Source organism: Allobranchiibius sp. GilTou73 (assembly GCF_021391335.1).
Classification (GTDB): domain Bacteria; phylum Actinomycetota; class Actinomycetes; order Actinomycetales; family Dermatophilaceae; genus Allobranchiibius; species Allobranchiibius huperziae.
Genome location: NZ_CP090051.1, coordinates 2,366,744 through 2,387,228 on the forward strand (window position 1 = coordinate 2,366,744; position 20,485 = coordinate 2,387,228).

The following is a 20,485-nucleotide window of genomic DNA, read 5'->3' on the forward strand; positions in this document are numbered from 1 at the left end:
CCCTCGGGGTGGCTGTCGGCGAACGCGCGTCGAGTATAGATACCCGTTGGTAACCAGGTGACGGGGTTCACAGCTAGTATCGCCCGCATGCCTCCCGAGTCCGGCCAGACCCGCACGCTCTACCTCCCGCGCACGGGCACGAAAGTCTCGCTGCTCATTGGTTTGGCTGTCGTGCTTGCGGCCATCTTCGCAGCGGTGGCGCCCCTGAGCGTGCACTCCGCCACTAGCCCCGATCTGGGCTGCGGTAACGCGGTCAAGCCGGTGAGCGACAGCTTCGGCAAGGCCTACTGCAAGCAGGTCGTCAAGGCCGGACAGTACCGGGCGGGCGGGCTGCTCATCGGCGGCCTTCTGCTCGGCGGTGCCGGCGCGGCCCTCTTCGGCTTCGACACCTCGACCCGCACTCGTAAGCCCCGTCCTGGTTGGGAAGACGGATACGACGACGGATATGACGACGACTGGGATGAGTCACCGCGGAGCCGCCGACGCGGCGATGGCCGAGATGTCGAGGAAAGCGGACGGCAGGAGAAGCGCTCAGATGCAGGTCGGACGCCCGGTCGGTCGGCGGCCGCCCGCCCGGCGTCCGCACGCACCGGCGGGGCGTCTGCGACTTCAGGCCGTGCTGCCCCGGTCGCCGGCGACCGCGCCGATGTCGACGAGACCCCCGCCGCGGCGGTCGACGAGCCTGATACGGCCGAGTCCCAGAACTCCCTGCGGCGCCCCTTCGGCGACAGGTTCGCCGACCGCAACCGCCGCAGGGTGGACGTCGATGAGGATGACCACGACGACGAGTACGACCAGCAGGACGGTCCGCGCGGCCGTCGCTGACGCGTGCCGGCGGTCGATTCACGTCTGCTGCAAGCCCACCCCGATGCCACCCGCCACCTGATGCCTCGTCGGACGCTCTATCGCTACTCGCCCGCGCTCGACGGCGTCCGGGGTACCGCGATGCTGCTTTTCATGGCGTTCCATTTCGGGCTGACCTTCCTGCAGGGCGCCTGGGTGGGTATCAACCTGTTCTTCGTCCTGTCGGCCTACCTGATCACCCGGCTGCTCATCGAGGAGCGCGCTCGCTCGGGTCGGGTCGACGTGATCGGTTTCTACCGGCGGCGAGCGCGGCGTCTGCTCCCGGGCCTGTGCCTGCTGCTGGTCGTCCTGGGCGTCTACGGCACCTTCGTCGCGCCCGACGCGGTGCGCGGTCCGTTGCGCGCGGACATTCTGGCCACGTTGTTCTACGTGCAGAACTGGCACTTGATCCTGCGCGGTGACCAGTACTTCGAGCTGTTCGACAATCCCTCCTTTCTGCGGCATGCCTGGACGCTGTCGGTCGAAGAGCAGTTCTACGTGTTCGTGCCGCTGGTGGTGCTCGCTCTCGTGCGCTGGGTACGCCGCCGCGAGGTGCAGGCAGCCGTGCTGCTAGCCCTCGGGCTGGTGAGCGCCGCCTGGACCGCGCACATCGGGGTGGCCACCCAGGACGCCCAGACGCATGTCTACTACGGCACCGATACCCGCGCGCAGGCGCTGTGCATCGGCGCCGCTCTCGCGTTCTGGACCGGGCTGCGTAGGCGCCGTGCCGAGTCGGTCCGGTTGCCCGCCCCTGCCGTCGCAGTGTTGGGCTGGGGCGGACTCGCCGCGATGGTCTACGCCTATCTCGGGGTCACGTCGTTCCAGCGCTACATGTACGACGACGGCGGCATCTTCGTCTTCGCGCTGGCGTCCGCAGCCCTGGTGCTCGCGTGCGCGGACGAGCGGCCGTCCCTGCTCCGCACGGTGCTCGGCTGGCGACCGTTCGCCTACCTGGGGCGGATCTCCTACGGGCTCTACCTGTGGCACTGGCCGGTACTGCTGTGGTTACGCCGCGCCGATCCCGGAATCGGCACCGCGCCGACCCTTCTCCTCGGGATGGCGCTCACGCTGGGGCTCGCCGCCGCGTCGTACCGGTTCGTGGAGCGGCCTGTCATCCGCGGGGGTCTGCGGGCACTCGTGCCGTCGTTGCGCACCAGCAGGGCGCTGGCCGCTGGCGCCCTGGCGGCGGTCGTCGTCCTCGCGTTCACCACCGGGAACGCGTCCGCTCCGGCCCGGGCCAGCACCGGACCGGTGCCGATGCTGGTGCCCGGCACCCCGGCGTACCGCCCCGCCGCGACGACCACGAAGGTCGCGGTCTTCGGCGACTCGGTGCCCTACCTGCTTCTGCAGCACGAACCGGCCGGCCGGTATCCGGACCTGGACATGACGAACCTCGCCCAACCCGGCTGCGACCTGCTCCCCATACCGGTGTACTACTCCCAGGCACAGCAGACGCCGGACTCCGGCGCCTGCGCCGCCACCAAGCAGGGGTTGCAGGCGAAGCTTCGTCAGGCCGGCGCGCAGGAGTTCGTTCTCTTCGGAGGTGCGACGACCTCCTTCCAGCACGTCGCGGCGGGCGGACATCGCATCAGCCTGGACGACGCGAGTTACCGAGCCCTGGTGGAGTCGACACTGACGAAGTATCAAAACGCGGCTCGAACGGCCGGCGTCAGGTCGATGAGCATCGTCACCGTCCCGTGTCGCGACCGCGACATCGCGCAGTGGCCGGCGATCTATCAGGCGCTGCTGCACCAACCGCAGCGCATCATCGACCAGGCGAGCGATCCGGTGCTGCTCAACAGCATCCTGACCGGGTGGGCCCGTACGCACGGGGTCCACGTGATCGACCTGTACGGCGCCCTCTGCCGGGGAGGTTTCCAGCCCAAGCTGCACGGACTGCAGGTCTACGAGGACCAGGTGCACTTCTCCGCTGCGGCGTCACCGATGATCTGGACCTGGCTTGCACCGCAGATCCGCGCGGCGGCGTCTGCGTCCCGGAGCGGCGCGTGACGGCCACCCCCACTCCCGTCGTGGGGACTACTCGGGGGATGGCACGGTATGCGGCGATCGACGGCTACCGGGGCTTCTTCGTCGTGCTGGTGCTGCTCTACCACGTCGGCGTGACGCAGCTTGCCGGCGGCTGGATCGGCATCAACCACTTCTTCGTCTTCTCGGGGTTTCTGATCGCCCGGATGCTCATCAAAGAGCACTCCAAGACCGGGAGGATCGATCCGATCCGCTTCTACCGCAGGCGCATTCGGCGCATCGTCCCTGCGATGCTGGTCCTCGTGATCGCGGTGCTGGTGCACAGCTGGATCTTCGAGACTGCCGCCAAACGCAAGGAGTACGGCGGCGACTCCTTCGCCACTCTGGGGTTCTTCCTCAACTGGCGCCTGGTGACACGCTCGGACGCGTACTTCGAGCTGTTCGGCCACCCCTCACCGCTGCGGCACGCCTGGACGTTGTCGGTGGAGGAGCAGTTCTACCTCGTGGCGCCCCTGTTGCTGCTGCTGATCTGCATGGCCACCCGCTCGCGCCGTATCCGGGCCGGCGTCGCGTTCGGACTGGCCTGCGTGTCGGCCCTGTGGACCGCGCACCTCGGCTACCACGGCATCACCGACCAGGCGCGCCTCTACTACGGCACCGACACCCGGGCCCAGGCCCTGCTCGTGGGGGTCGCGATGGGGTTCCTGCTGGGCGCCGACGAACGCGGCCGAGAACCACGGCCGCTCGGCCGCACCCTCACCCACGTGCTCGCCTGGGTCGGGTTCCTCACGTCGCTTTCCGCGGTGTTCATCCTCACGCCCACGTCGGCCTGGGTCTACAACGACGGCGGAATGCTGCTCTTCGCGGTCGCGGCGGGACTCATGGGCTTCGCCTCCATCGACCGGAGGCACCTGCTGATCAACCGCCTCTTCGCGTGGGCGCCGCTGGTCTACCTGGGCCGGATCTCCTACAGCCTCTACCTCTACAGCTGGCCCATCCATTTGTGGCTGCGTTTGCCGTTCCTGCCCGGCCCCGTCGCCGCCGGCGTACAGCTGCTCGTCGCCGTAGGGGCCGCGTCCCTGTCGTTTCACGTCCTGGAGCTGCCGCTCATGATGCACGGCATCCGCGGCATCTGGCGCAGGCCCTCCCTGCGGCGGCTGGTACCGACCGGAGCGGTGGTCCTCACCACGATCGGAGCACTCGTGCTCTGGCAGGGCACCTCCGCGGCGGTCGGACGCGGCGTCACCCTGGTTCCCGGATCGCCGACGTACGTCGCGGGCGCGCCGAAGGTGCATTTCGGGCTGCTCGGCGACTCCACCGGATCCGCGCTCGCCGCCGGCTGGGACGGTTCGGCGTACAAGGACCTCACGCTCTCCGACCAGACCCTCATAGGGTGTGACCTGATCGACGCACCGACCGTCCACGCTGGGCAGGTAGGTGCCGCGGAGCCGCAGTGCGCGCCCTGGCGCCGCACCTGGCCCACCCAGATGCGACAGGCCGGCGATACCAGCGCAGTGCTGCTGGCCGGTCTGCAGTTCCTCACGGCGCACCGGGTAGACGGCCGCGACGTGAACCCCCGCACGCCTGCCGGCGCGGCACTCATCGAGCAGACGCTGACCGACATCGCGACCAACGCACGGGCCTCGGGCGTGGGCGGCCTGCAGGTCATCAACCTGCCGTGCCACCGGGTCGACGAGCAGGAACTAGACCCGCAGCTGCGCTTCTTCGCGGCGCAGGCCAACGACGACGCTACCGTCGACTGGGCCAACGGGGTCATCGCCGGCTGGGTGAGTACGCATCCGGACAGCCGTCTGATCGACCTGCACGGAGTGCTGTGCGCCGGCGGCTACCACCCGTCGCTCAATGACGTGGGGCTCTACCACGACACGCTGCACTTCTCGCCGGACGGAGCCGCGATGGTCTGGACCTGGTTGGCTCCGCAGATCCGCCGGAACGCACTCGCCCGATGACCCCGGGTCAGGGTGCTCGCACCTCGCGAAATATGGATGCTTGGGCCAAGGTCGCCACGGAGCGCGGGCCGGTGTCCTCTGGTCGCCGATCCGCGGACCCTGGGTGGCGGGACTGGTTTCTGCGCCATGGACAGCTGGTCGCGGTGGCGGCCGTCGTGTCGGTGCCGCTCGTGGTGTGGGCCGTGGGGTGGATCGCGCAGGGATGGCTGCCCCAGGGTGACGAGGCGATCATCGCTCTGAAGGCGCGCGACGTGTTCAGCGCGCACCCGCCGCTGCTCGGGATGCGGTCGACCAGCGGGCTGTCGGTGCCGGGTGCATCGGCACACCACCCCGGCCCCCTGGAGTTCTACCTGCTTGCGATCCCGTACCTGGTCTCCGGGTGGCGTTCGGCCGGACTGGTGGTGGGATGCCTGGTGCTCGCGATCGGGTTCGTGACGGTAGCGCTCTGGCACGGATGGGTCGCAGGGCGCGAGCGCGGGCTCGGGGTGGTCCTCGCGAGCATCCTCGGCGCCGAACTGATCATCGGCCCGAGTCTGGTCCTGCCCTGGAATCCGTGGCCACCGGTGCTGGGGCTGCTGGCTGTGATGGTGCTCGCCTGGCGGTTGTTCCTCGGACACGTGCGCGTACTGCCCTGGTTCACCGCGATCACCAGCTTCGTGGTGCAGGCGAACCTGACCTTCGTCGCGCTGCTGCTCCCGCTGCTCGGCGTGCTCGCAGGAGTGGGAATCGTGCGGTGGCACCGGCGCCACGGTGCGTGGTGGCCGCTGTCGAGGGAGATAGGGGCCGGTGACACCCCGGTATGGAGACGCACCGGAGTACTCGCGTCGGCGCTCCTGATCCTCTGCTGGCTTCCCTCGCTTGTGGAGTTGTGGCTCATCCACCCCAACAACGCTTCGCAGATCTGGGCCCTCGGTATGGGCACCCACGGCCCGGCGGCCGTCGTCGGCGCGCTGATCGTGCTCCTGATCGCGGTCTGGGTCGGGCGGTCGGTGCTGCGACGTCGGCGAGTTCCCGTCAGATGGGCGATCCGACGGACGGCGGGCCTGATGGCCCTGGGGGCGCTGCTGGCGATCGCCGCTGGCGGAAGCGGGCGACTGCTGTACCTGATCATGGCCATCACGGTGCCTTTCTTCGTGATGGGCGCAATCGGTTACCGGAGGCTGCGCTTCCGCGTCCCTCGTCGTGGAAACCTCGCCGCGATCGGTGCGGCCCTGGCCGTCGCGGGAGCTGTGGTGGCGCCCGGAGCGCCTGGATCGATGTTCATCACGCCCCGGGAATCTAGTGACGTCGACCGTGCCCGCGCCGTCGTCGGATCGGCAACGGCTGCGCTGCGAGCAGACGGCCTACGGGGCGGCCCCGTCATCGTTGATGCGGATGGCGGCCGGTCCTACTCCAGCTATCAGACCGCGATCGTGATCGCTCTGAGAAACGACGGGTACACGCCCTATTACGACTCTCCGTGGCCGCATCCCGAGGACGACGCGTTCCGCCGCACCGTCCATGCGCCACGCACCGCGCCTATTCTACGGCTGCACGACGGCCGCGCCCCTTGGGTGGTCCGGCGCTGACGACGTCGCACAGAAAGAACGCGGTGGTTCGGAGCGAACAGTTTCTACCCGTCAGTAGAGTGAGCGATCCCAGCAGCCACCGGCGGCGTATGTCGCTCCACGAGTCGAAAGCAGTCGATGGACACCACCGCGTTCTTCACGCAGCTTCAGCACGCTTTCCCCGGTAATCCCCAGGACACCGACCCGGTCGACCCCCGGTGGGCGCGCATCGCGCAGGACGTCGCCGGGTTCACCGGACCGAACGAGCTTGCGGTGCTCAACGTCGCGGCGGCCGTCCTCCCGCAGGACGAGGCCTACCTCGAGGTCGGCACGTTCAAGGGCCGGTCGCTCTGCGCGGCGGTGCAGGACAACGGATCGAAGGACTTCTTCGTGATGGAGAACTTCATGGAGTTCGGAATGGCCGGTCAGGAGGCGCGCGCCGAGCTCGAGGACAACCTCAGTCGCCACGCCGGTGACGCCTCGGTGCGTCTCCTCGAAGGCGATTGTTTCAAGCTGATGGCGCAGTCCGGCACCGTCACCAAGCCGGTGGGCGTTTACTTCTATGACGGAGAACACACCGTGTTGTCGCACTACCTAGCCCTCGCCGTGGCTGAGCCGCTGCTGGCCGACGAGGCGCTGGTGCTGGTGGACGACGCGAGCTGGCCGGTCGTGCAGCGCGCTCACCGTCTGTTCATGCGCCGCCACCCCGGCTGGACCATCGCGCAGACGTGGAACTCCGGACGTGCCGACGACCCGCGGTGGTCCAACGGGCTGCAGGCCCTCGTGTTTCGCAGGACCACCGGACGCAGCGAACTGTCGACGGGCGATCAGATGCTGCGGCAGTACCAGGCTCACCTCCAACACCGATTGAACGCCGCCATCTGGAAAGCCGCCGGCGTGTTTCCTGCTCCGTTCAAGGCAGTGGAGAAAGTGGTCCGCTCACGGTCGCACACGATCCGTGGCGATTAGGGCCGACTCCTGGGCCAGGGTTGACATGCGGAACCGGGTATGGCGGATGGAGATCCTTATCAGCCCGCAGGCCGCTACCCCGAACGCGCACACCATCGACACAGTGACGATCTCCGCGGCGTTTCGATGCCAGAACACTGAGACTGCGAGGGTCTCGATGACCACGGCGGTCCAGGTGACAACGCCCAACGTGTGCTCTCGTGCGCCCATTTCGGAGAACAAGCTCACCTGTGCAAGCGCCCAGGCGCTCCCCAGCAGGACACACGCCTGAGCAAGATGTCCGTAGCCGGCGTACTGACTGCCTCCCGCCAGCCGCACCCAGAATCCGGGGTTCAGGCTCACGACGAACAACCCGAACAGCCCGATGCCGAAGACCAGACCATTGGCCTTGAGAAGAGCACGAGCAGCATCCGAACTGCGCATTCGCGGCACCAGGATCAGTGCGACGAACTGGGTGCCCCAACAGATCGCGCGCCCGAAAGTCGAGGCGAGGGCGTAGCCACCGGACGCATGTGGCGACAAGTAGTGCCTGGCGAGGAGCACGTCGACGCTGGTGAGGGAGATGAGCGCAGCGAGTGTGGAGTTGGAACGCAGCATCTCACCAGCCAGATGCTGCCCCGAGGTGCCGATGGCGCGTACCTCGGTGCGGCACAGGGCAGTGCCTACCACGGCCGTCACGACACCGGCCACGAACATCGCCGCTACGACCTCCAGGACGGAAAAGCCCAGTACCGCAGCCAGCAACGCTGCGCCCAGCCGCGTCGTCGCAGTCGCCACGTAGAGCAGCGAAAGCGCCCGCAGCCTGTGGGTGCCCAGAAGGATCCCCTGGAAGCACCCGGTCACAGTCATGGGCACCAACATCGCCCCCATCAGCACCGCGGACCATGCGGAACTGAGATGAAATACCTGGCGCAGTCCGGTCGACGCGATAGCGATCGTGGCGAAGAGCCCCAAAGAGACACCCGCCGCCAGACGTAGTCCGGTGGTCATCTCGTTGTGGCTGCTGCTCGCAACGCGACGCGCGATCACCACTTGGAAGGCGCCAGCAGGGATCGCGAGCATCACGCCGAAGGTGCTGAGAGCGGAATACCCGCCAAAATCCTCGGGTCCAAGCGTTCGCGAGAGCAAGAGCACGATGAGGTAACCCAGGGCGTTCGAGAGGCCCATGGCGACGCCGAGCACCGCGCCGAGCACCGCGCCGGGGGATTTCCTGTCGGCCGGGACTTCAGTGGCCTGCGGCACCCCGTTCACAGGCTCCGGGTTCGCAGCCGTCCGCTCGTGGGAGGAGTTGCTGGCATCGATCGTCACAAGTGGGCCTTCGGACAGGAGGAAAGGGGTACAGCACGTTGGACTGACGTGCCCAGGTTACCCACGGGTTATATTTGCTCGCAGTCCGAACAGCTCCCGGCCGCCGTACCCCCTGAGGTCCGGTGCGCCCGGCAAGACCCGAAGCTCCTTCCTCGTCCGCGAAAGTTCCCTCCCTGTGCGCCGACCAGCAGTGCCTGTGATGTTGCGCACCGCCGAACGGTCGGACCTGAGGTACGCCGTCTCCGTCGCAGGCCTGCTGCTCGTGCTGGCGCTCGTGGTCTTCCTCAACGGCTACGGCCACTTCTACACCGACATCAAGCCCGAGGTGTATCTCGCGCCGTGGGCGATGGTGCGCCAGTACCTGTCCTCCTGGACCGGCACGCCGTACCTGGGGGCACCCAACTTCAACGTCGGCCTCGTCTCGGTGCTCGGGGTGCTCGCGCCGTTGCGGGCCATCGGTTTGAGCGCCGGCACGACCTACCGGATCTTCCACTTCGTGCTGTGGGCGCTCACGGCGTGGGGGGCCAACCGGTTGCTGCGCTCGATCTCACCGCGTGCCGATCGGTGGGCGGGGCTCGCCGCAGGCGTCCTCTACGTGGCGAACCCGTACACGATCCAGGCCGGTTCGACGCTGGCGATCGCGCTGCCGATGGCCCTGCTGCCCTGGATGATGCTGGTCTTCGTCCGTGCGTTGCGCGACCCGCGCGGGTGGCGTTGGCCAGCTGTCTTCGGGCTGGTCTTCTTTGCGATGAGCGGGATGAACGTCGCCGTCGTGCCGATCCTGCAGTTGTTCGCGCTGCTGCCGTTGATGGTGTTCGCGCGGCGCAGCTGGCAGATCGGCTGGGGCGACATCCTGCGGGTGCTGCTCAAGTGCGCGCTCTTCGTCGTCGGGGTGTCGGTCTACTGGCTGGTGCCGGCTGCCGCCGCCCTGTCCACCGGGTCCCAGATCGTCGACAGCTCCGAGACCATCACCGGTATCGCCAAGGTCGGGTCGTTCCCGGAGGTGCTGCGCGGCCTCGGGCTGTGGCCGCTCTACGGGCACGACGCCAACGGACCGTGGGAGGGCCAGTACGCGTCGTACCTGACCAGCCCGTACATCATCGTGTTGACCGCACTGTGGCCCGTGCTCGGCCTGTTGGCGCTGCGCTGGTGCCGCGGTCTGCTGCGCGGGCTGGTGATCGGGCTCGCGGCCGTCGCAGCGATCATCGAGGTCGGGGCGTTCCCCGCGCAGGCTGCTCCCGCCTCGCCGTTCGGGTATGTCGTCGTCGGCTTCCTGCAACTGCCCGGCATGGCGGCGTTCCGCACGACCAACAAGATCGGCGCCCTGCTCGCGCTGGGATTCGCGCTGGCGCTCGGCTTCGCGGCGCGGACGGTCTGGCGCAAGATCGCGCACCTGGACTTCTGGGCGCCGCTGGCCGCTGTGCTGGCCGTCATCCTGGTCACCGGCTGGGTCTCACCGGCGCTCACCAACCGGCTCTACCTGTCTCCGATGGACATCCCGGACTACTGGCACCAGGCCGCGTCCGCCATCGACAAGGGCGACTCGAACGCCTCGGTGCTGTTCCTGCCGGGGCAGACCCGGCCGTCGTACCGATGGACCGTGCAACGTCCCGACGACGTGGCCAACTCCCTCTTCCGCCGTGACGTGATCATCCCGGAGACCACACCCAACGCGTCCGCGCCCGGCGCCAACTACCTCACCGCGCTCAACGACACCCTGCAGAACGGCGTGGTGCCTCCCGCAGCCATGTCCGCGTACGCGCGCTACCTCGGCGCGGACACGATCCTGCTGCGCCACGACATCGACTGGGAGGACGCCGGCGGTGCCCGCCCCTCGACGACGGCCAAGGTGCTGGCGTCCGACCCCGGGCTCTTCGGCGTGCGCAACTACGGCTTCGACGGCGAGTACACCGAAGGCCCCGGCACCAACCCCGAGGCGTACGGCGAGGACCAGCTGCCGCCGCTGCAGCAGTACGCCGTCGTCGATCCGCTGGACTCGGTGCGGGCCGAACGCACCGACAACTCGCTGGTCGTCGCCGGCGACGGATCCGGGATCGCGCAGCTGTCCGCGGCCGGGCTGCTCAGCGCCGCACCGTCGTTCCAGTACGCCCAGGACATCTCTGCGCGCAACATGACCTCCGTGCTCGGCGGTGAGCACCGGCTGATCATCACCGACACCAACGCGCGACGCGCCGCCATCACCAACCGGCTGAGCAACGGGGAGGGTCCGCTCCTCACGGCCGCGCAGACGCCGGCGAGCACCCGTGCCCTGGGCACGGACACCGACGACCAGACCGTGATGGTGCCCTCGGGCGCGCAGGTCAGCGCGACGTCCGAGGGTGGGACGTTCTTCGACCTGCCGTACGCCGCCCCACAGAACGCACTCGACGGCGACCCGTCCACCGCGTGGCTTTTCGGCGACTTCGGACGCGCGAAGGGCCAGAGCCTCACCGTCACCGAACCCACCCCGATCCCGCTCGGCACCATCCGCATCAAGCAGGCCGATGTGGGCCGCTCGAAGATCGACCGACTCACGGTGACCGCGGGCGGTCGCTCGGTGACCCAGCGGATGCCGGACACCGGCTACGCGTCGTTCGCCATGGGCAACACGCCGGCCGGCAGCGTCAAGGTCACGGTCGACTCCGAGCGCGGCGGAGGCTACAACCTCGTCGGTATCTCCGACATCAAGATGCCCGGGCCGCTCGCCGTCCGCACCGCGCGCACCCCGACGACCTTCTCCAACCAGTACGCGCAGCTCGACGCGGCCGGGCGGTCAGAGTTCGACCGGACGCCCCTTTCGGTGCTGCTGACCCGCCTGCAGGGCACTGCGTCGACGGCCGACGACGAGGAGACCGGCCTGCGCCGGATCGTCGCCCTCCCGGACGCGCGCACCTTCACCACCGCGGCCGACGTACGGGTCGACGGGCCGCTGGAGCCGGTGTATGACCGGGTCGCCGGCTACTCCGCCGACGTGCAGGCGACCTCCTCCCGGTTCTACTTCGACAACCCTTCCGTGCGAGCGTCCCAGGCGGCGGACACCGGCCAGAACGCGGCGAGTACGGCGTGGGTGCCGGGCAACGGCGTGCGCAACTCGTGGTGGCAGATCGCCGGACCCACCCGCTCGGTGGACTCCGTCTCGATCCGGCAGAGCCCGGCGACCGGCGACCGCACGACCGGTGCGACACGCACCCAGTGGGCCACCTCCGCGGTCGTCACCGTGGACGGCAAGCGTGTCGCCACCACCGCGCTCACCGAGGACGGCACCACGAACGTCACCTTCCCGCGAGTGACCGGCCGGACGGTCCGCATCACCTTCACCGGCGCGACGTCCCCGCCGCAGGGCCTGCCGGCACGCTTCCCCAGCATCGACACGGGCATCTCGATGCGCATGAGCAGCGCCGGCCCGCTCGACCAGGTCAACGGCAGCGGGGCGCGCTGCCTCACGGTGGCCACCATCGACGGCCAGCCGATCCGGATGCGGCCCACGACGTCCGTCCTCGCCGGTCCCTCCGACGAGGGGACCCGGTGGACCGGCTGCGCGCGGACCTCGCTGCAGGGCGGCTCCCGGCGGATCGAGCAGGCGCCCGGATTCACGCTCGACTCGGTCGCGCTGACCGACACCCGCACGCCCACCGCTGCGGTCCCCGCAGCGCCCACGGTCACCCACGTGCACAACTCCGCCTCCGCCAAGTCACTGAAGGTGCGCTCCAGCGGGGCGTTCGCGGTGGTCATCAGCCAGAGCTACGACCCGCGGTGGCATGCCACGGCCAACGGCCGCGACCTCGGGAAGCCTGTGGTCCTGGACGGGTACTCGGTCGGCTGGAAGCTGCCGTCCGGCGGCACCTACGACATCCGGATCCGCTACGGCCCGCAGCGCGCCTCGAACGTGGCCCTCGCGGTGTCGGGGCTGGTGCTGTTGGCAGCGATCGTGCTCGCGACGGGCCTCTGGCGCCCCGTACGGCGCCGCCTCCAGGCGGCGCGCGCGGGCGAGTCGGACGACGACGAACCCGCCCCCGACACCGCTGGGACCCTCGTTGCGGCAGACCGGGATCCCACGCTGGTACGTCGGTGGCATGCGCCCTGGGGGCGAGGTCGGGAACCCGTCCAGGCAGCGCACGACGATGTCCGCTCGAGCGCTCCCGCGAGCGCGGACGGCGTGCCGCACGGCGATGCCGGGCCGTGGCCCGGCCCGATGAGCCGGGTCGGTGTCGAGATCGCGCTGGTGCTTGCGGCGACCTTCTTCCTGGGGTACGCCGGTCTGGTCACCGCCCTGGTGCTGGTCGCGGTGCTGCGCTGGGCCCCGTTGCCCTCCGAGTGGCTCATCACCGCCGGAGTGGCGCTGGTCGGAGCGTCCGTGGTGCTGTATCTGATCGTGCTGTGGGCCAAAGGGCTCATCGGTCAGGTGAGCGCCGACGCCGTCGCGGTCAGTCTCTGGCCGCACTACCTCGGTGCGGCCGGGCTGCTCGTCGCGCTCACCGGTGCGTTGCGGGACTACCTGCCGCCGCCGACACCCACCCGCACGCCCCACGACCCAGCCCAGGACAAGGAACCGGAGTTCACCGGTGGACACCAGCACTGAGCACGTCGACGGACTCGTCTCCGTCGTCGTCCCCACCCGCGACAACGAGCGCACCATCGACTCCTGCCTGGCGTCGGTGCGGGCACAGACCCATGTCGATGTCGAGCTGATCGTCGTCGACAACCACAGCACGGATGCGACCCCCGGATCGCCGAGCGGTACGCCGACCGCGTCATCACCGCCGGCCCCGAGCGGTCCGCGCAGCGCAACACCGGCATCGCCGCGGCGCGAGGGGAGTGGGTGCTGTGGCTCGACAGCGACATGATCCTGCCCCCGGACAGCATCACGGCGGCGGTGCGGACCGCGCGTGACACAGATGCAGTCGGTGTCGCTCTGCCCGAACGCACCATCGGCGACGGCTTCTGGACCGCGTGTCGGGCACTGGAACGCGAGTGCTACCTGACCCAGCCGTGGCTGCACAACCCGCGGCTGGTGCGGCGCGACTTCCTGATCGACGACGGCGGATTCCGGCTCGACATGTCCGGGCCGGAGGACGCCGATCTGCGGTTGCGGATGCACGCCGCCGGTGCCCGCATCGAGCTGGCGGACGTCCTCGTCGACCACGACGAGGGCCACCTCACCGTGCCCGACATGCTGCGCAAGCGCTACTACTACGGTCGCAGCATCCCCGCGCTCCAGGGTCAGCACGGGGGAGCCGTCGGCGCGCAGGGACGTGCGCTGGTCAAGTCTTACGTCGACGCGCGCGGCCTGCTGGTCCGCGATCCGGCGCACGCCGCCGGGATGGTGCTGCTGCGGGGGCTGGAGGTCGTCGGCTACACCCTCGGTGCGCGCCGCGGACGTCGCGACCGTCGTACGGCAGGCCGCGCCGGGGCGACGGCGTGAGCCGTCGCCTGCTCTGGGTGTCGCTGCCCGACCAGCGGGCGAGGCGCGAGCTCTACTGGATGTCCCGTATGCCGCAGACGCAGGTCACGGCTCTGGCTGCCCAGCAGCCGATCGGCGACATCGAGTGGGTGCGGAGCACCTACCGGCGCCCGGTGAAGCGCTTCGTCGAGGCGGGTGCGCTGGCGTGGGTGCGCGGGCTGGGGGACCAGGACCCGGCGGCGTACGACTGGGTCACGAGTCTCGAGTTGTGCTCGCTGGTCACCGGTCAGGCGGCTCGCTGGCGCTCGCGCGGCACGCGTCGCCCGCTGCAGGCCGTCATCACCTGGGAGAACCTGCCGGATCAGCCGCTCTACAAGATCCCGCCCTACCGGCAGGCCGTGCACGCCAGCCGCGGCGCCGACCTGCTGCTGTGCATGGTGGACGCCGCTCGGGATCACTTGCTGGAGAACGGTTTCCACGAAGACCGGATCCAGGTCGTCAAGCCCGGCGTCGACACCACGCTCTTTGCCCCCGCGCCGCAGCCGGCCGTCGAACCGGTCGTGGTGTTCACCTCCCCGCTCGCGGAGAACAAGGGCATCGACCGGGTCCTCGACGCGATGGCGCTCGTACGCCGCACCGTCCCCGAGGCGCGTCTGGTCGTCGCCGGCAACGGTCCGCTGCGCGAACGTATCGAACAGGAGGCACGCGATCACCCCGGGCAGGTGGAGTTGCGCGGCAGCCTGGACGCCGCCGGTGTCGCGGAGCTGTTGCGCTCGGCCGCGGTGTTCTGCACCGCGCCCCGGGCGACCTGGAAATGGACCGAGCAGCTGGGCCTGGCCTACCTCGAGGCGCAGTCGTGCGGTCTGCCCGTGGTGACCACCCGGTGCGGCACCAACGACGAGGCCGTGCAGCCGCCGAACCTGCTGGTCGACGACGACGTGGACGAGCTGGCGCAGGGGCTGCTGCACTTCCTCACCGACCTGCCGCGCGCCCGGGAGGTCGGGGCCGCGAACCGGGCCCGGATGCTGGCCGAGCACGACCTGCCGACGCAGTGTGCCCGGATGGGGGAGGCGTTCGCCTCGGTCGAGGCGCAGCACCGGTGACCCCTCCCGCGGCGGCGCGTCCCCGCTTCGGCGTCCGCAGCGTCGGCGCGCTCGTCGGCCTGCTGAGCGGGCTGCTCGCCCTCGGCCCCGCGCTGCGACCGGGCTACCTGCTCTTCTACGACATGGTCTTCGTGCCGCGGCTGGATCTGTCCGACCGCACCCTGGGCGTCGACGGCAGCGTCCCGCGCGCCGTACCCAACGACCTGGTCGTCGCACTGGCCTCCCACGTGGTGCCCGGCTGGGTCGTCCAGAAGGCGTTGCTGCTACTGGTCTTCGTCGGGGTGGGTGCCGGCGTCGGCGGGCTGATGTCCTCGCGGCTCGGTGCGGGCGCCGCGGCGCTGTTCGCGAGCTGGAACGCCTATCTGGCGGAGCGGCTCGCCATCGGCCACTGGGGGTTCCTGCTCGGGTACGCCGCGCTCCCGTTCCTGCTGTCGGCGGCCTCCGACGTGCGCCTCGGCCGCCCTCGCGGTCGGCTGCGGCTCGGGGTCTGGACCGTGCTCACCGCCCTCACCGGGTCGACCGGCGCGATCCTCGGGTTGCTCGTGACGCTGGCCGTGCTGATGGTGCCTGGCCGGCCGGGAACGCCCGCCGTACGCCGTGTTCGTCGCGGCCGCGAGACCGCCTGGGCGGTCGGCGTGTTCGTGCTGGCCAACGCGCCATGGTGGTTCCCCTTCCTCTTCCTCGCCCCGTCGGCCTCCACGGGCGCCGCGGACTCGGCGGGGGTGACGGCGTTCATGGCGCGGGCGGACACCTCGTGGGGCGTATTCGGCTCCCTGGTCACCGGCGGGGGGATCTGGAACGCCGGCACCTGGACGCCCGGGCGCTCGTCGGCGCTGGTCAGCGGGTTCGGGCTGCTGATGGTGCTGGTCTGCGTGGGGTACGCCGCGTGGTCCCGCGCCTGGCCGGCTTCGCCGGCGTACGTCGGGCTCGCCGTCGCCGGGGTGGTCTGTCTTCTCGTCGCCGGCGCCGGCTCGCTGCCCGGCGGTCGGCACCTGGTGACCGCCGCCGTCACCGATCTTCCGGGAGGCGGCCTGCTGCGCGACTCGCAGAAGTTCGTGGCGGTGTGGGTGCTGCTCGTCGCGGTGTGCGCGGGGCTGCTGGCCGAGAAGGTGCGCGACCTCGGGCGGGGGGTCGGCGCGGACCGCGGCGCGGCCGTCGGTGTCGCGACGCTGCTCGCGCTGTGGCCCCTGGTGGTGCTCACCGGATTGGCGTGGGGCCAGGGGGACCGGTGGTCGGCGGTGCGCTACCCCGCGTCGTACGTCGTCGTGCAGGACCGGGTGGCCGCGCTGCCGCCCGGTGCCGTCGCGGTCTTCCCCTGGACCCTCTACCGGCGGTACGCGTTCGACCACGACCAGGTCGTGCTCGACCCGTGGCAGCGGCTGCTGGACCGGCAGGTGGTGGTCAACGACGACCTGCCGCTGTCCTCGCGGATCGTGCGCGGCGAGAGTGCGGACGCCGCCCGGATCACCCGGGCCCTCGAAAGGCGGGCCGACGTACGCGCCGCCCTGCAGGCCGCGGGGGTGCGGTACGTGCTGCTCGAGACCGACCAGCCGACCAGCGCGGACACCGCGCTGCCCACCGGGACGCGCGGCGCCGTGGTCGTCCGTACGTCCGGGCTGACCCTCTACGATCTCGGAGCCGACCCTGACCGTCAGGCCGGGTCGGCTCGGCACGGTGCGTGGCGATACCTCGGTCTCGCGGGCCTGGCGGTCACGCCGTTGCTCCTGGCGGGTGAGGCGGTCGCGACGCGCCGAAGCATGGTTACCGAAGAGTTACCTGACTGAGCCCTCTGTGGTTATGATGTGCCCAGACTTCCTGCAGGGCACGGGTGCAGGGCCGAGACGTCAGAAGGAATGACTCACGACATGGACGCTACGAACAAGAAGCTCGCCTACAACATCGGCGGCGGTCTGCTCGGCGTGATCCTGGCGTTGCTCGCCATCTTCGGGCTCGTCGCGCAGCAGAACTCGGTCACCCAGCCGCAGAAGTACAGCCCGCAGATCAGCTACGACAGCTCCAACTGACGCGCGCCACCTTCACTTCGCGAAAGCGGCCGATCCCCTCGGGGTCGGCCGCTTTCCGTATGCCGGGTATCGCGCGCCGCTCGACCGTGACACAGGTAGCGCCGAGGGACACAGGACGACCTGTGGCTCTCGGGTTTACCTGCGCCATGGTGGGCGCGGGAGGGGGTAGGTCGTCTAGCGGTGCAGCGCGGCCGGCTCGTCGACGGCATCCGCCGTCTGCGTGCCGGCATCGTCGACCGTGCCGTGGTCCTCGACGATGTCGTTCACGTGCTGCACGTCCTGCACGTCCAGGGCGGCCGGCACGCCCGGCGCGATCACCGGGACGGGCACCGGCCCGTGCACCTGCTGCAGATCGACCGATCCCGGCCCCAGGGTGGCGGGCTGGTCGGGGCGGGCGCGGTGGCCGAGCACCGAGTGCAGGGTGTGCTCGAGACGTTCGGCGGCCGACCACCAGCTGAAGCTGTGCGCGTGGTCGCGAGCCGCGGCACCGAGCTGGCCGCGCAGGCCCTCGTCCTGCAGGATCAGGCGGGCCTGAGCGCGCATGTCGGCGTAGTCCTTGGACAGCAGACCGGTCAGTCCGTGCAGGATCGACTCGCTGGGACCGCCCGCTTCGGCGAAGGCGACGCTGGGGGTGGCGTGCAGGCCGGCCTCGACGATGATCAGCCCCCACCCCTCCTTGTGCGAGGGCACCAGCATGAGCCAGGACTGCGCGAGCAGGGTGTGCTTGGTCGACTCCTCCACGAAGCCGTGGAAGTTGACCCGGTCGGCCACGCCCCGTTGCGCCGCGTGTTCACGCAGCTGCGGCTCCCAGTAGCCCGAGCCGACGACGTCCAGGGTCAGCGTGGGCAGCACGTCGCTCAGGTCGGCGACGACGTCGATCGCCAGCTCCACCTGCTTGTGCGGCACCAGACGGCCGAGCACCGTCATCGACGGCTCGCTCGAGCGTGCCACCGAGCGGTAGGACTCCAGATCGGCCGGGTGGTCGTTGCCGGAGTAGACGAGGTCGACCCGCTGGGGATCGATGCCGAGCGACGCGAGGTCGGCGCGGGTGGCCTGGGAGACGGTGACGTACCGCGAGCGGCGGTAGACGCGGGGCGCGACCTTGCTCTCCAGGGAACCATCCGACCGCTGCGATCGGCCGGGGGAAGAGCGAGCGCCACTGGTCCCGATGGACGTGATGGGTGATGTTCACGACCGGGTTCCGGGCGAGCAGCGGAGCCCAGAACGGCACCCCGTTCTGCACGTCGAGGACCACGTCGTAGTCGCCGCGGTGCCGGGCGGCGTACAGCATGCCTCGCAGGTAGCAGGTGAAGCGGCCGCCGCGGCGTACGACGTCCACGTCACCGTGCCGATCGACGGCGCGGGCACCCGGGAAGCGGCTGGTGAAGATGGTGACGCGGTGGCCGCGTTCGGTGAGGATCTGTGCGGTGCGCTCGGTGAAGGTCTCCGCGCCGCCCGCCTCCGGGTTCTCCCGATCACGCCACGAGAGGTAGAGAATGCGCATCGGCACGTTGCTGGCCGATGTCGTGTCAGCGTCGCCGCTCACGTGCACTCCTCCTGCGCTCCGGCGCCGGTTACCGGATGGTCCCGGTCGTCGTACGCCACCGCGTACGCGGGATCGTGCGCGTACCGACGGATAGGGTAGCGCGCAAGTTACTCGAAGGTAGTACGAAAGGGATTTCAGCCGAGATGGCCATCACGGGTGTCGCCGCGATCCGCGAGGACTGCGAGATCTGCAGCGCCCCGTTGCGCCCGCGCGCACTGCGTGGCGGCGGGGCGCTCGCCCGGTGCGAGCGATGCGGCCATCTGCTGCGCGATCTTCGCGACTCTCCCGCCGCGCATCGGGACCTGGCCTACGGCGGCGAGCCCACCCTCGACCGGATCCGGCTGGACCTGACCTACCGGGCGATGCTGCGCGCCGTGCCGGGCGACGCGCCGCGGTCGGTGTTCGAGGTCGGCTACGGCAGCGGGTCGATGCTGCGGCGGTTCCTCGACGGCGGCGCCACGATCGCGGGGGCCGACCCCGACCAGCTGCGGATCGGCGTCGACCCGCTCGTCGTGGCGCAGGGCAGGTTGTCCGCGGGGAGTGTGGAGGACGTGCTGCGCGACGGCGCGGACCCGGTCGACCTGGTCTACGGGATCCACGTGCTCGAACACGTCCTGGACCCGGTCGCGACGCTGGCCGTGGCGTTCGATCTCGCGCGGCCCGGGGGAGTCGTGCAGTTCCTCACCCCGGCGGGCGACAGCGACGGAGTGCGCCTCTACGGATCGGCGTGGTGGATGCTCGAGGACCCCACCCACGTGCGGTTCTTCACGGCGGACAGCCTCGCGCGCGCCGCGACCGACGCGGGCTTCGTCGACGTCGTGGTCCGCCGGCCGGTGCTCGACAGCCTCACGACGGACGCCGCCAGCGCCGTACGCCGCTGGCGTCCCGCTCCCCGTCCACGCGGCGTGCTGGCCTCCCGCAGCGTGATCGCCGCCGGGCTCGCCTCCGCACCGCTGGTGCTGGCGGCCCGAGCGGTGCGGCCCACCATGCGCCCCACCCTGCACCTGATCGCCCGGCGGCCCCGATGAGCGCGCAGCGTCGCGGCCTCGCGCGGTCCGCCCGGCTCTTCCACGCGTTCACGCTCGAGCAGACTCGGCCCGAGGTGTTCTACGGCGCGCTGGCGGCCGACTCGATCGAGATGCTGCAGGAGCTGACCGACCTGCGGGGTGCCTCGGTGCTGGACGTCGGCGCCGGGCCGGCCGAGTTCGCCAGCGCGTTCCGCGCCGCGGGCGCACGCTACGTGCCGGTCGACCACGACCCGGCGGTCCCGTCGGTCCGTGACGGCGGGCTCGTCGCGACCGCCGCGGCGCTTCCGGTGGCCGACCGCAGCGTCGACCTGGTCTTCAGCAGCAACCTGTGGGAGCACGTGGAGCACCCCGAGCAGGTCGCCGACGAACTGGTCCGCGTCGTGCGTCCGGGCGGACTGGTCTTCCTCTCCTACACCAACTGGCTCTCGCCCTGGGGCGGGCACGAGACGTCGCCCTGGCACTGGCTGGGCGGCGAGCGCGCGGCGCGCCGTTACACCCGCAAGCACGGTCACCCGCCGAAGAACACGGTCGACCGGACGCTCTACCGGATCAGCGTGGCGCAGGGCCTGCGCTGGGCGCAGGCGCAACCCGAGGTCGAGGTGCTGGTCGCCCGCCCGCGGTACCTGCCCGACGTGGCGCGGCACCTGCTGAGGGTGCCGGGGCTGCGCGAGCTGCTGACGTGGAACCTGCTGCTCGTGCTGCGCCGACGGTGATGTCCGGCGACGCGCAGACCCTCCGCGTCGTGGACCGGGTCACTCAC

General features: G+C 70.3%; 15 protein-coding genes and 1 pseudogene. 13 read left to right on the forward strand and 3 right to left on the reverse strand.

The window, feature by feature from the left end; all coding sequences use genetic code 11:
• Positions 1 to 87: 87 nt before the first annotated feature.
• The 5 genes from LVQ62_RS11735 to LVQ62_RS11755 all read left to right on the forward strand — a co-directional run bounded on the left by LVQ62_RS11735 (position 88) and on the right by LVQ62_RS11755 (position 7,315).
• The gene (locus LVQ62_RS11735; protein ID WP_233761804.1) at positions 88 to 825 is read left to right on the forward strand and encodes a hypothetical protein; all 738 of its coding nucleotides are present in this window, start codon (positions 88 to 90) and stop codon (positions 823 to 825) included.
• 60 nt (positions 826 to 885) lie between these two features.
• A complete protein-coding gene (locus LVQ62_RS11740; protein ID WP_255696394.1) occupies positions 886 to 2,853 on the forward strand; it encodes an acyltransferase family protein in 1,968 nt (655 codons plus the stop codon).
• 38 nt (positions 2,854 to 2,891) lie between these two features.
• Complete coding sequence (locus LVQ62_RS11745; protein WP_233761807.1) at positions 2,892 to 4,799, forward strand: acyltransferase family protein; 1,908 nt, start codon at positions 2,892 to 2,894, stop codon at positions 4,797 to 4,799.
• Between the two features lie 143 nt (positions 4,800 to 4,942).
• Positions 4,943 to 6,367, forward strand: a complete 1,425-nt coding sequence (locus tag LVQ62_RS11750) for a hypothetical protein (RefSeq protein WP_233761809.1) — start codon at positions 4,943 to 4,945, stop codon at positions 6,365 to 6,367.
• A 117-nt stretch (positions 6,368 to 6,484) separates the two neighbouring features.
• Positions 6,485 to 7,315 carry a class I SAM-dependent methyltransferase gene (locus LVQ62_RS11755; RefSeq protein ID WP_233761811.1) on the forward strand — a complete coding sequence of 277 codons (831 nt, stop codon included), beginning with the start codon at positions 6,485 to 6,487 and terminating at the stop codon, positions 7,313 to 7,315.
• On the opposite strand, the gene LVQ62_RS11760 is transcribed toward LVQ62_RS11755, so the two are convergent.
• Positions 7,286 to 8,623: a lipopolysaccharide biosynthesis protein gene (locus tag LVQ62_RS11760; protein WP_233761813.1), complete on the reverse strand. Its 1,338-nt coding sequence runs from the start codon at positions 8,621 to 8,623 to the stop codon at positions 7,286 to 7,288. The genes LVQ62_RS11755 and LVQ62_RS11760 overlap by 30 nt on opposite strands.
• A 199-nt stretch (positions 8,624 to 8,822) precedes the next feature.
• On the opposite strand from LVQ62_RS11760, the gene LVQ62_RS11765 reads away from it, so the two are divergent.
• The 6 genes from LVQ62_RS11765 (at position 8,823) to LVQ62_RS11785 (ending at position 17,151) form a co-directional block, all read left to right on the forward strand.
• Complete coding sequence (locus tag LVQ62_RS11765) at positions 8,823 to 13,202, forward strand: alpha-(1->3)-arabinofuranosyltransferase family protein (RefSeq protein WP_233761815.1); 4,380 nt, start codon at positions 8,823 to 8,825, stop codon at positions 13,200 to 13,202.
• Positions 13,186 to 13,467 (forward strand): glycosyltransferase, encoded by a 282-nt coding sequence (locus LVQ62_RS17565; RefSeq protein WP_255696395.1) that lies wholly within the window; start codon positions 13,186 to 13,188, stop codon positions 13,465 to 13,467. Before LVQ62_RS11765 ends, LVQ62_RS17565 begins: the two co-directional genes overlap by 17 nt.
• Entirely contained in the window at positions 13,443 to 14,045 is a 603-nt protein-coding gene (locus LVQ62_RS11770; protein WP_255696396.1) for a glycosyltransferase family 2 protein, read from the forward strand. Before LVQ62_RS17565 ends, LVQ62_RS11770 begins: the two co-directional genes overlap by 25 nt.
• A complete protein-coding gene (locus tag LVQ62_RS11775) occupies positions 14,042 to 15,127 on the forward strand; it encodes a glycosyltransferase family 4 protein (RefSeq protein WP_233761817.1) in 1,086 nt (361 codons plus the stop codon). The genes LVQ62_RS11770 and LVQ62_RS11775 overlap by 4 nt, the downstream gene beginning before the upstream one ends.
• Positions 15,124 to 16,911 carry a hypothetical protein gene (locus LVQ62_RS11780; protein ID WP_233761819.1) on the forward strand — a complete coding sequence of 596 codons (1,788 nt, stop codon included), beginning with the start codon at positions 15,124 to 15,126 and terminating at the stop codon, positions 16,909 to 16,911. Before LVQ62_RS11775 ends, LVQ62_RS11780 begins: the two co-directional genes overlap by 4 nt.
• An 81-nt stretch (positions 16,912 to 16,992) precedes the next feature.
• Entirely contained in the window at positions 16,993 to 17,151 is a 159-nt protein-coding gene (locus LVQ62_RS11785; RefSeq protein WP_179480988.1) for a hypothetical protein, read from the forward strand.
• 174 nt (positions 17,152 to 17,325) lie between these two features.
• On the opposite strand, the gene LVQ62_RS11790 is transcribed toward LVQ62_RS11785, so the two are convergent.
• Both LVQ62_RS11790 and LVQ62_RS11795 read right to left on the reverse strand, forming a co-directional pair.
• Positions 17,326 to 18,078, reverse strand: a complete 753-nt coding sequence (locus LVQ62_RS11790) for a glycosyltransferase (protein ID WP_233767786.1) — start codon at positions 18,076 to 18,078, stop codon at positions 17,326 to 17,328.
• Between the two features lie 292 nt (positions 18,079 to 18,370).
• Positions 18,371 to 18,655, reverse strand: a pseudogene (locus LVQ62_RS11795) (glycosyltransferase); the annotation flags it as partial.
• A gap of 185 nt (positions 18,656 to 18,840) precedes the next feature.
• Here LVQ62_RS11795 and LVQ62_RS11800 point away from each other — a divergent pair.
• Together LVQ62_RS11800 and LVQ62_RS11805 are read left to right on the forward strand one after the other, a co-directional pair.
• Positions 18,841 to 19,725, forward strand: coding sequence for a methyltransferase domain-containing protein (locus LVQ62_RS11800; protein ID WP_233761821.1), 885 nt, complete (start codon positions 18,841 to 18,843; stop codon positions 19,723 to 19,725).
• Positions 19,722 to 20,438, forward strand: a complete 717-nt coding sequence (locus LVQ62_RS11805; RefSeq protein WP_233761823.1) for a class I SAM-dependent methyltransferase — start codon at positions 19,722 to 19,724, stop codon at positions 20,436 to 20,438. The genes LVQ62_RS11800 and LVQ62_RS11805 overlap by 4 nt, the downstream gene beginning before the upstream one ends.
• Positions 20,439 to 20,485 lie beyond the last annotated feature (47 nt).

Excerpts from the sequence above, each read along its gene's own strand:
- LVQ62_RS11790 (WP_233767786.1), bottom strand. The coding sequence starts at position 18,078 with ATGACGGTGCTCGGCCGTCTGGTGCCGCACAAGCAGGTGGAGCTGGCG.
- LVQ62_RS11740 (WP_255696394.1), top strand. The coding sequence starts at position 886 with ATGCCTCGTCGGACGCTCTATCGCTACTCGCCCGCGCTCGACGGCGTC.
- LVQ62_RS11735 (WP_233761804.1), top strand. The coding sequence starts at position 88 with ATGCCTCCCGAGTCCGGCCAGACCCGCACGCTCTACCTCCCGCGCACG.
- LVQ62_RS11765 (WP_233761815.1), top strand. The coding sequence starts at position 8,823 with ATGTTGCGCACCGCCGAACGGTCGGACCTGAGGTACGCCGTCTCCGTC.
- LVQ62_RS11800 (WP_233761821.1), top strand. The coding sequence starts at position 18,841 with ATGGCCATCACGGGTGTCGCCGCGATCCGCGAGGACTGCGAGATCTGC.
- LVQ62_RS11745 (WP_233761807.1), top strand. The coding sequence starts at position 2,892 with ATGGCACGGTATGCGGCGATCGACGGCTACCGGGGCTTCTTCGTCGTG.
- LVQ62_RS11785 (WP_179480988.1), top strand. The coding sequence starts at position 16,993 with ATGGACGCTACGAACAAGAAGCTCGCCTACAACATCGGCGGCGGTCTG.
- LVQ62_RS11755 (WP_233761811.1), top strand. The coding sequence starts at position 6,485 with ATGGACACCACCGCGTTCTTCACGCAGCTTCAGCACGCTTTCCCCGGT.
- LVQ62_RS11805 (WP_233761823.1), top strand. The coding sequence starts at position 19,722 with ATGAGCGCGCAGCGTCGCGGCCTCGCGCGGTCCGCCCGGCTCTTCCAC.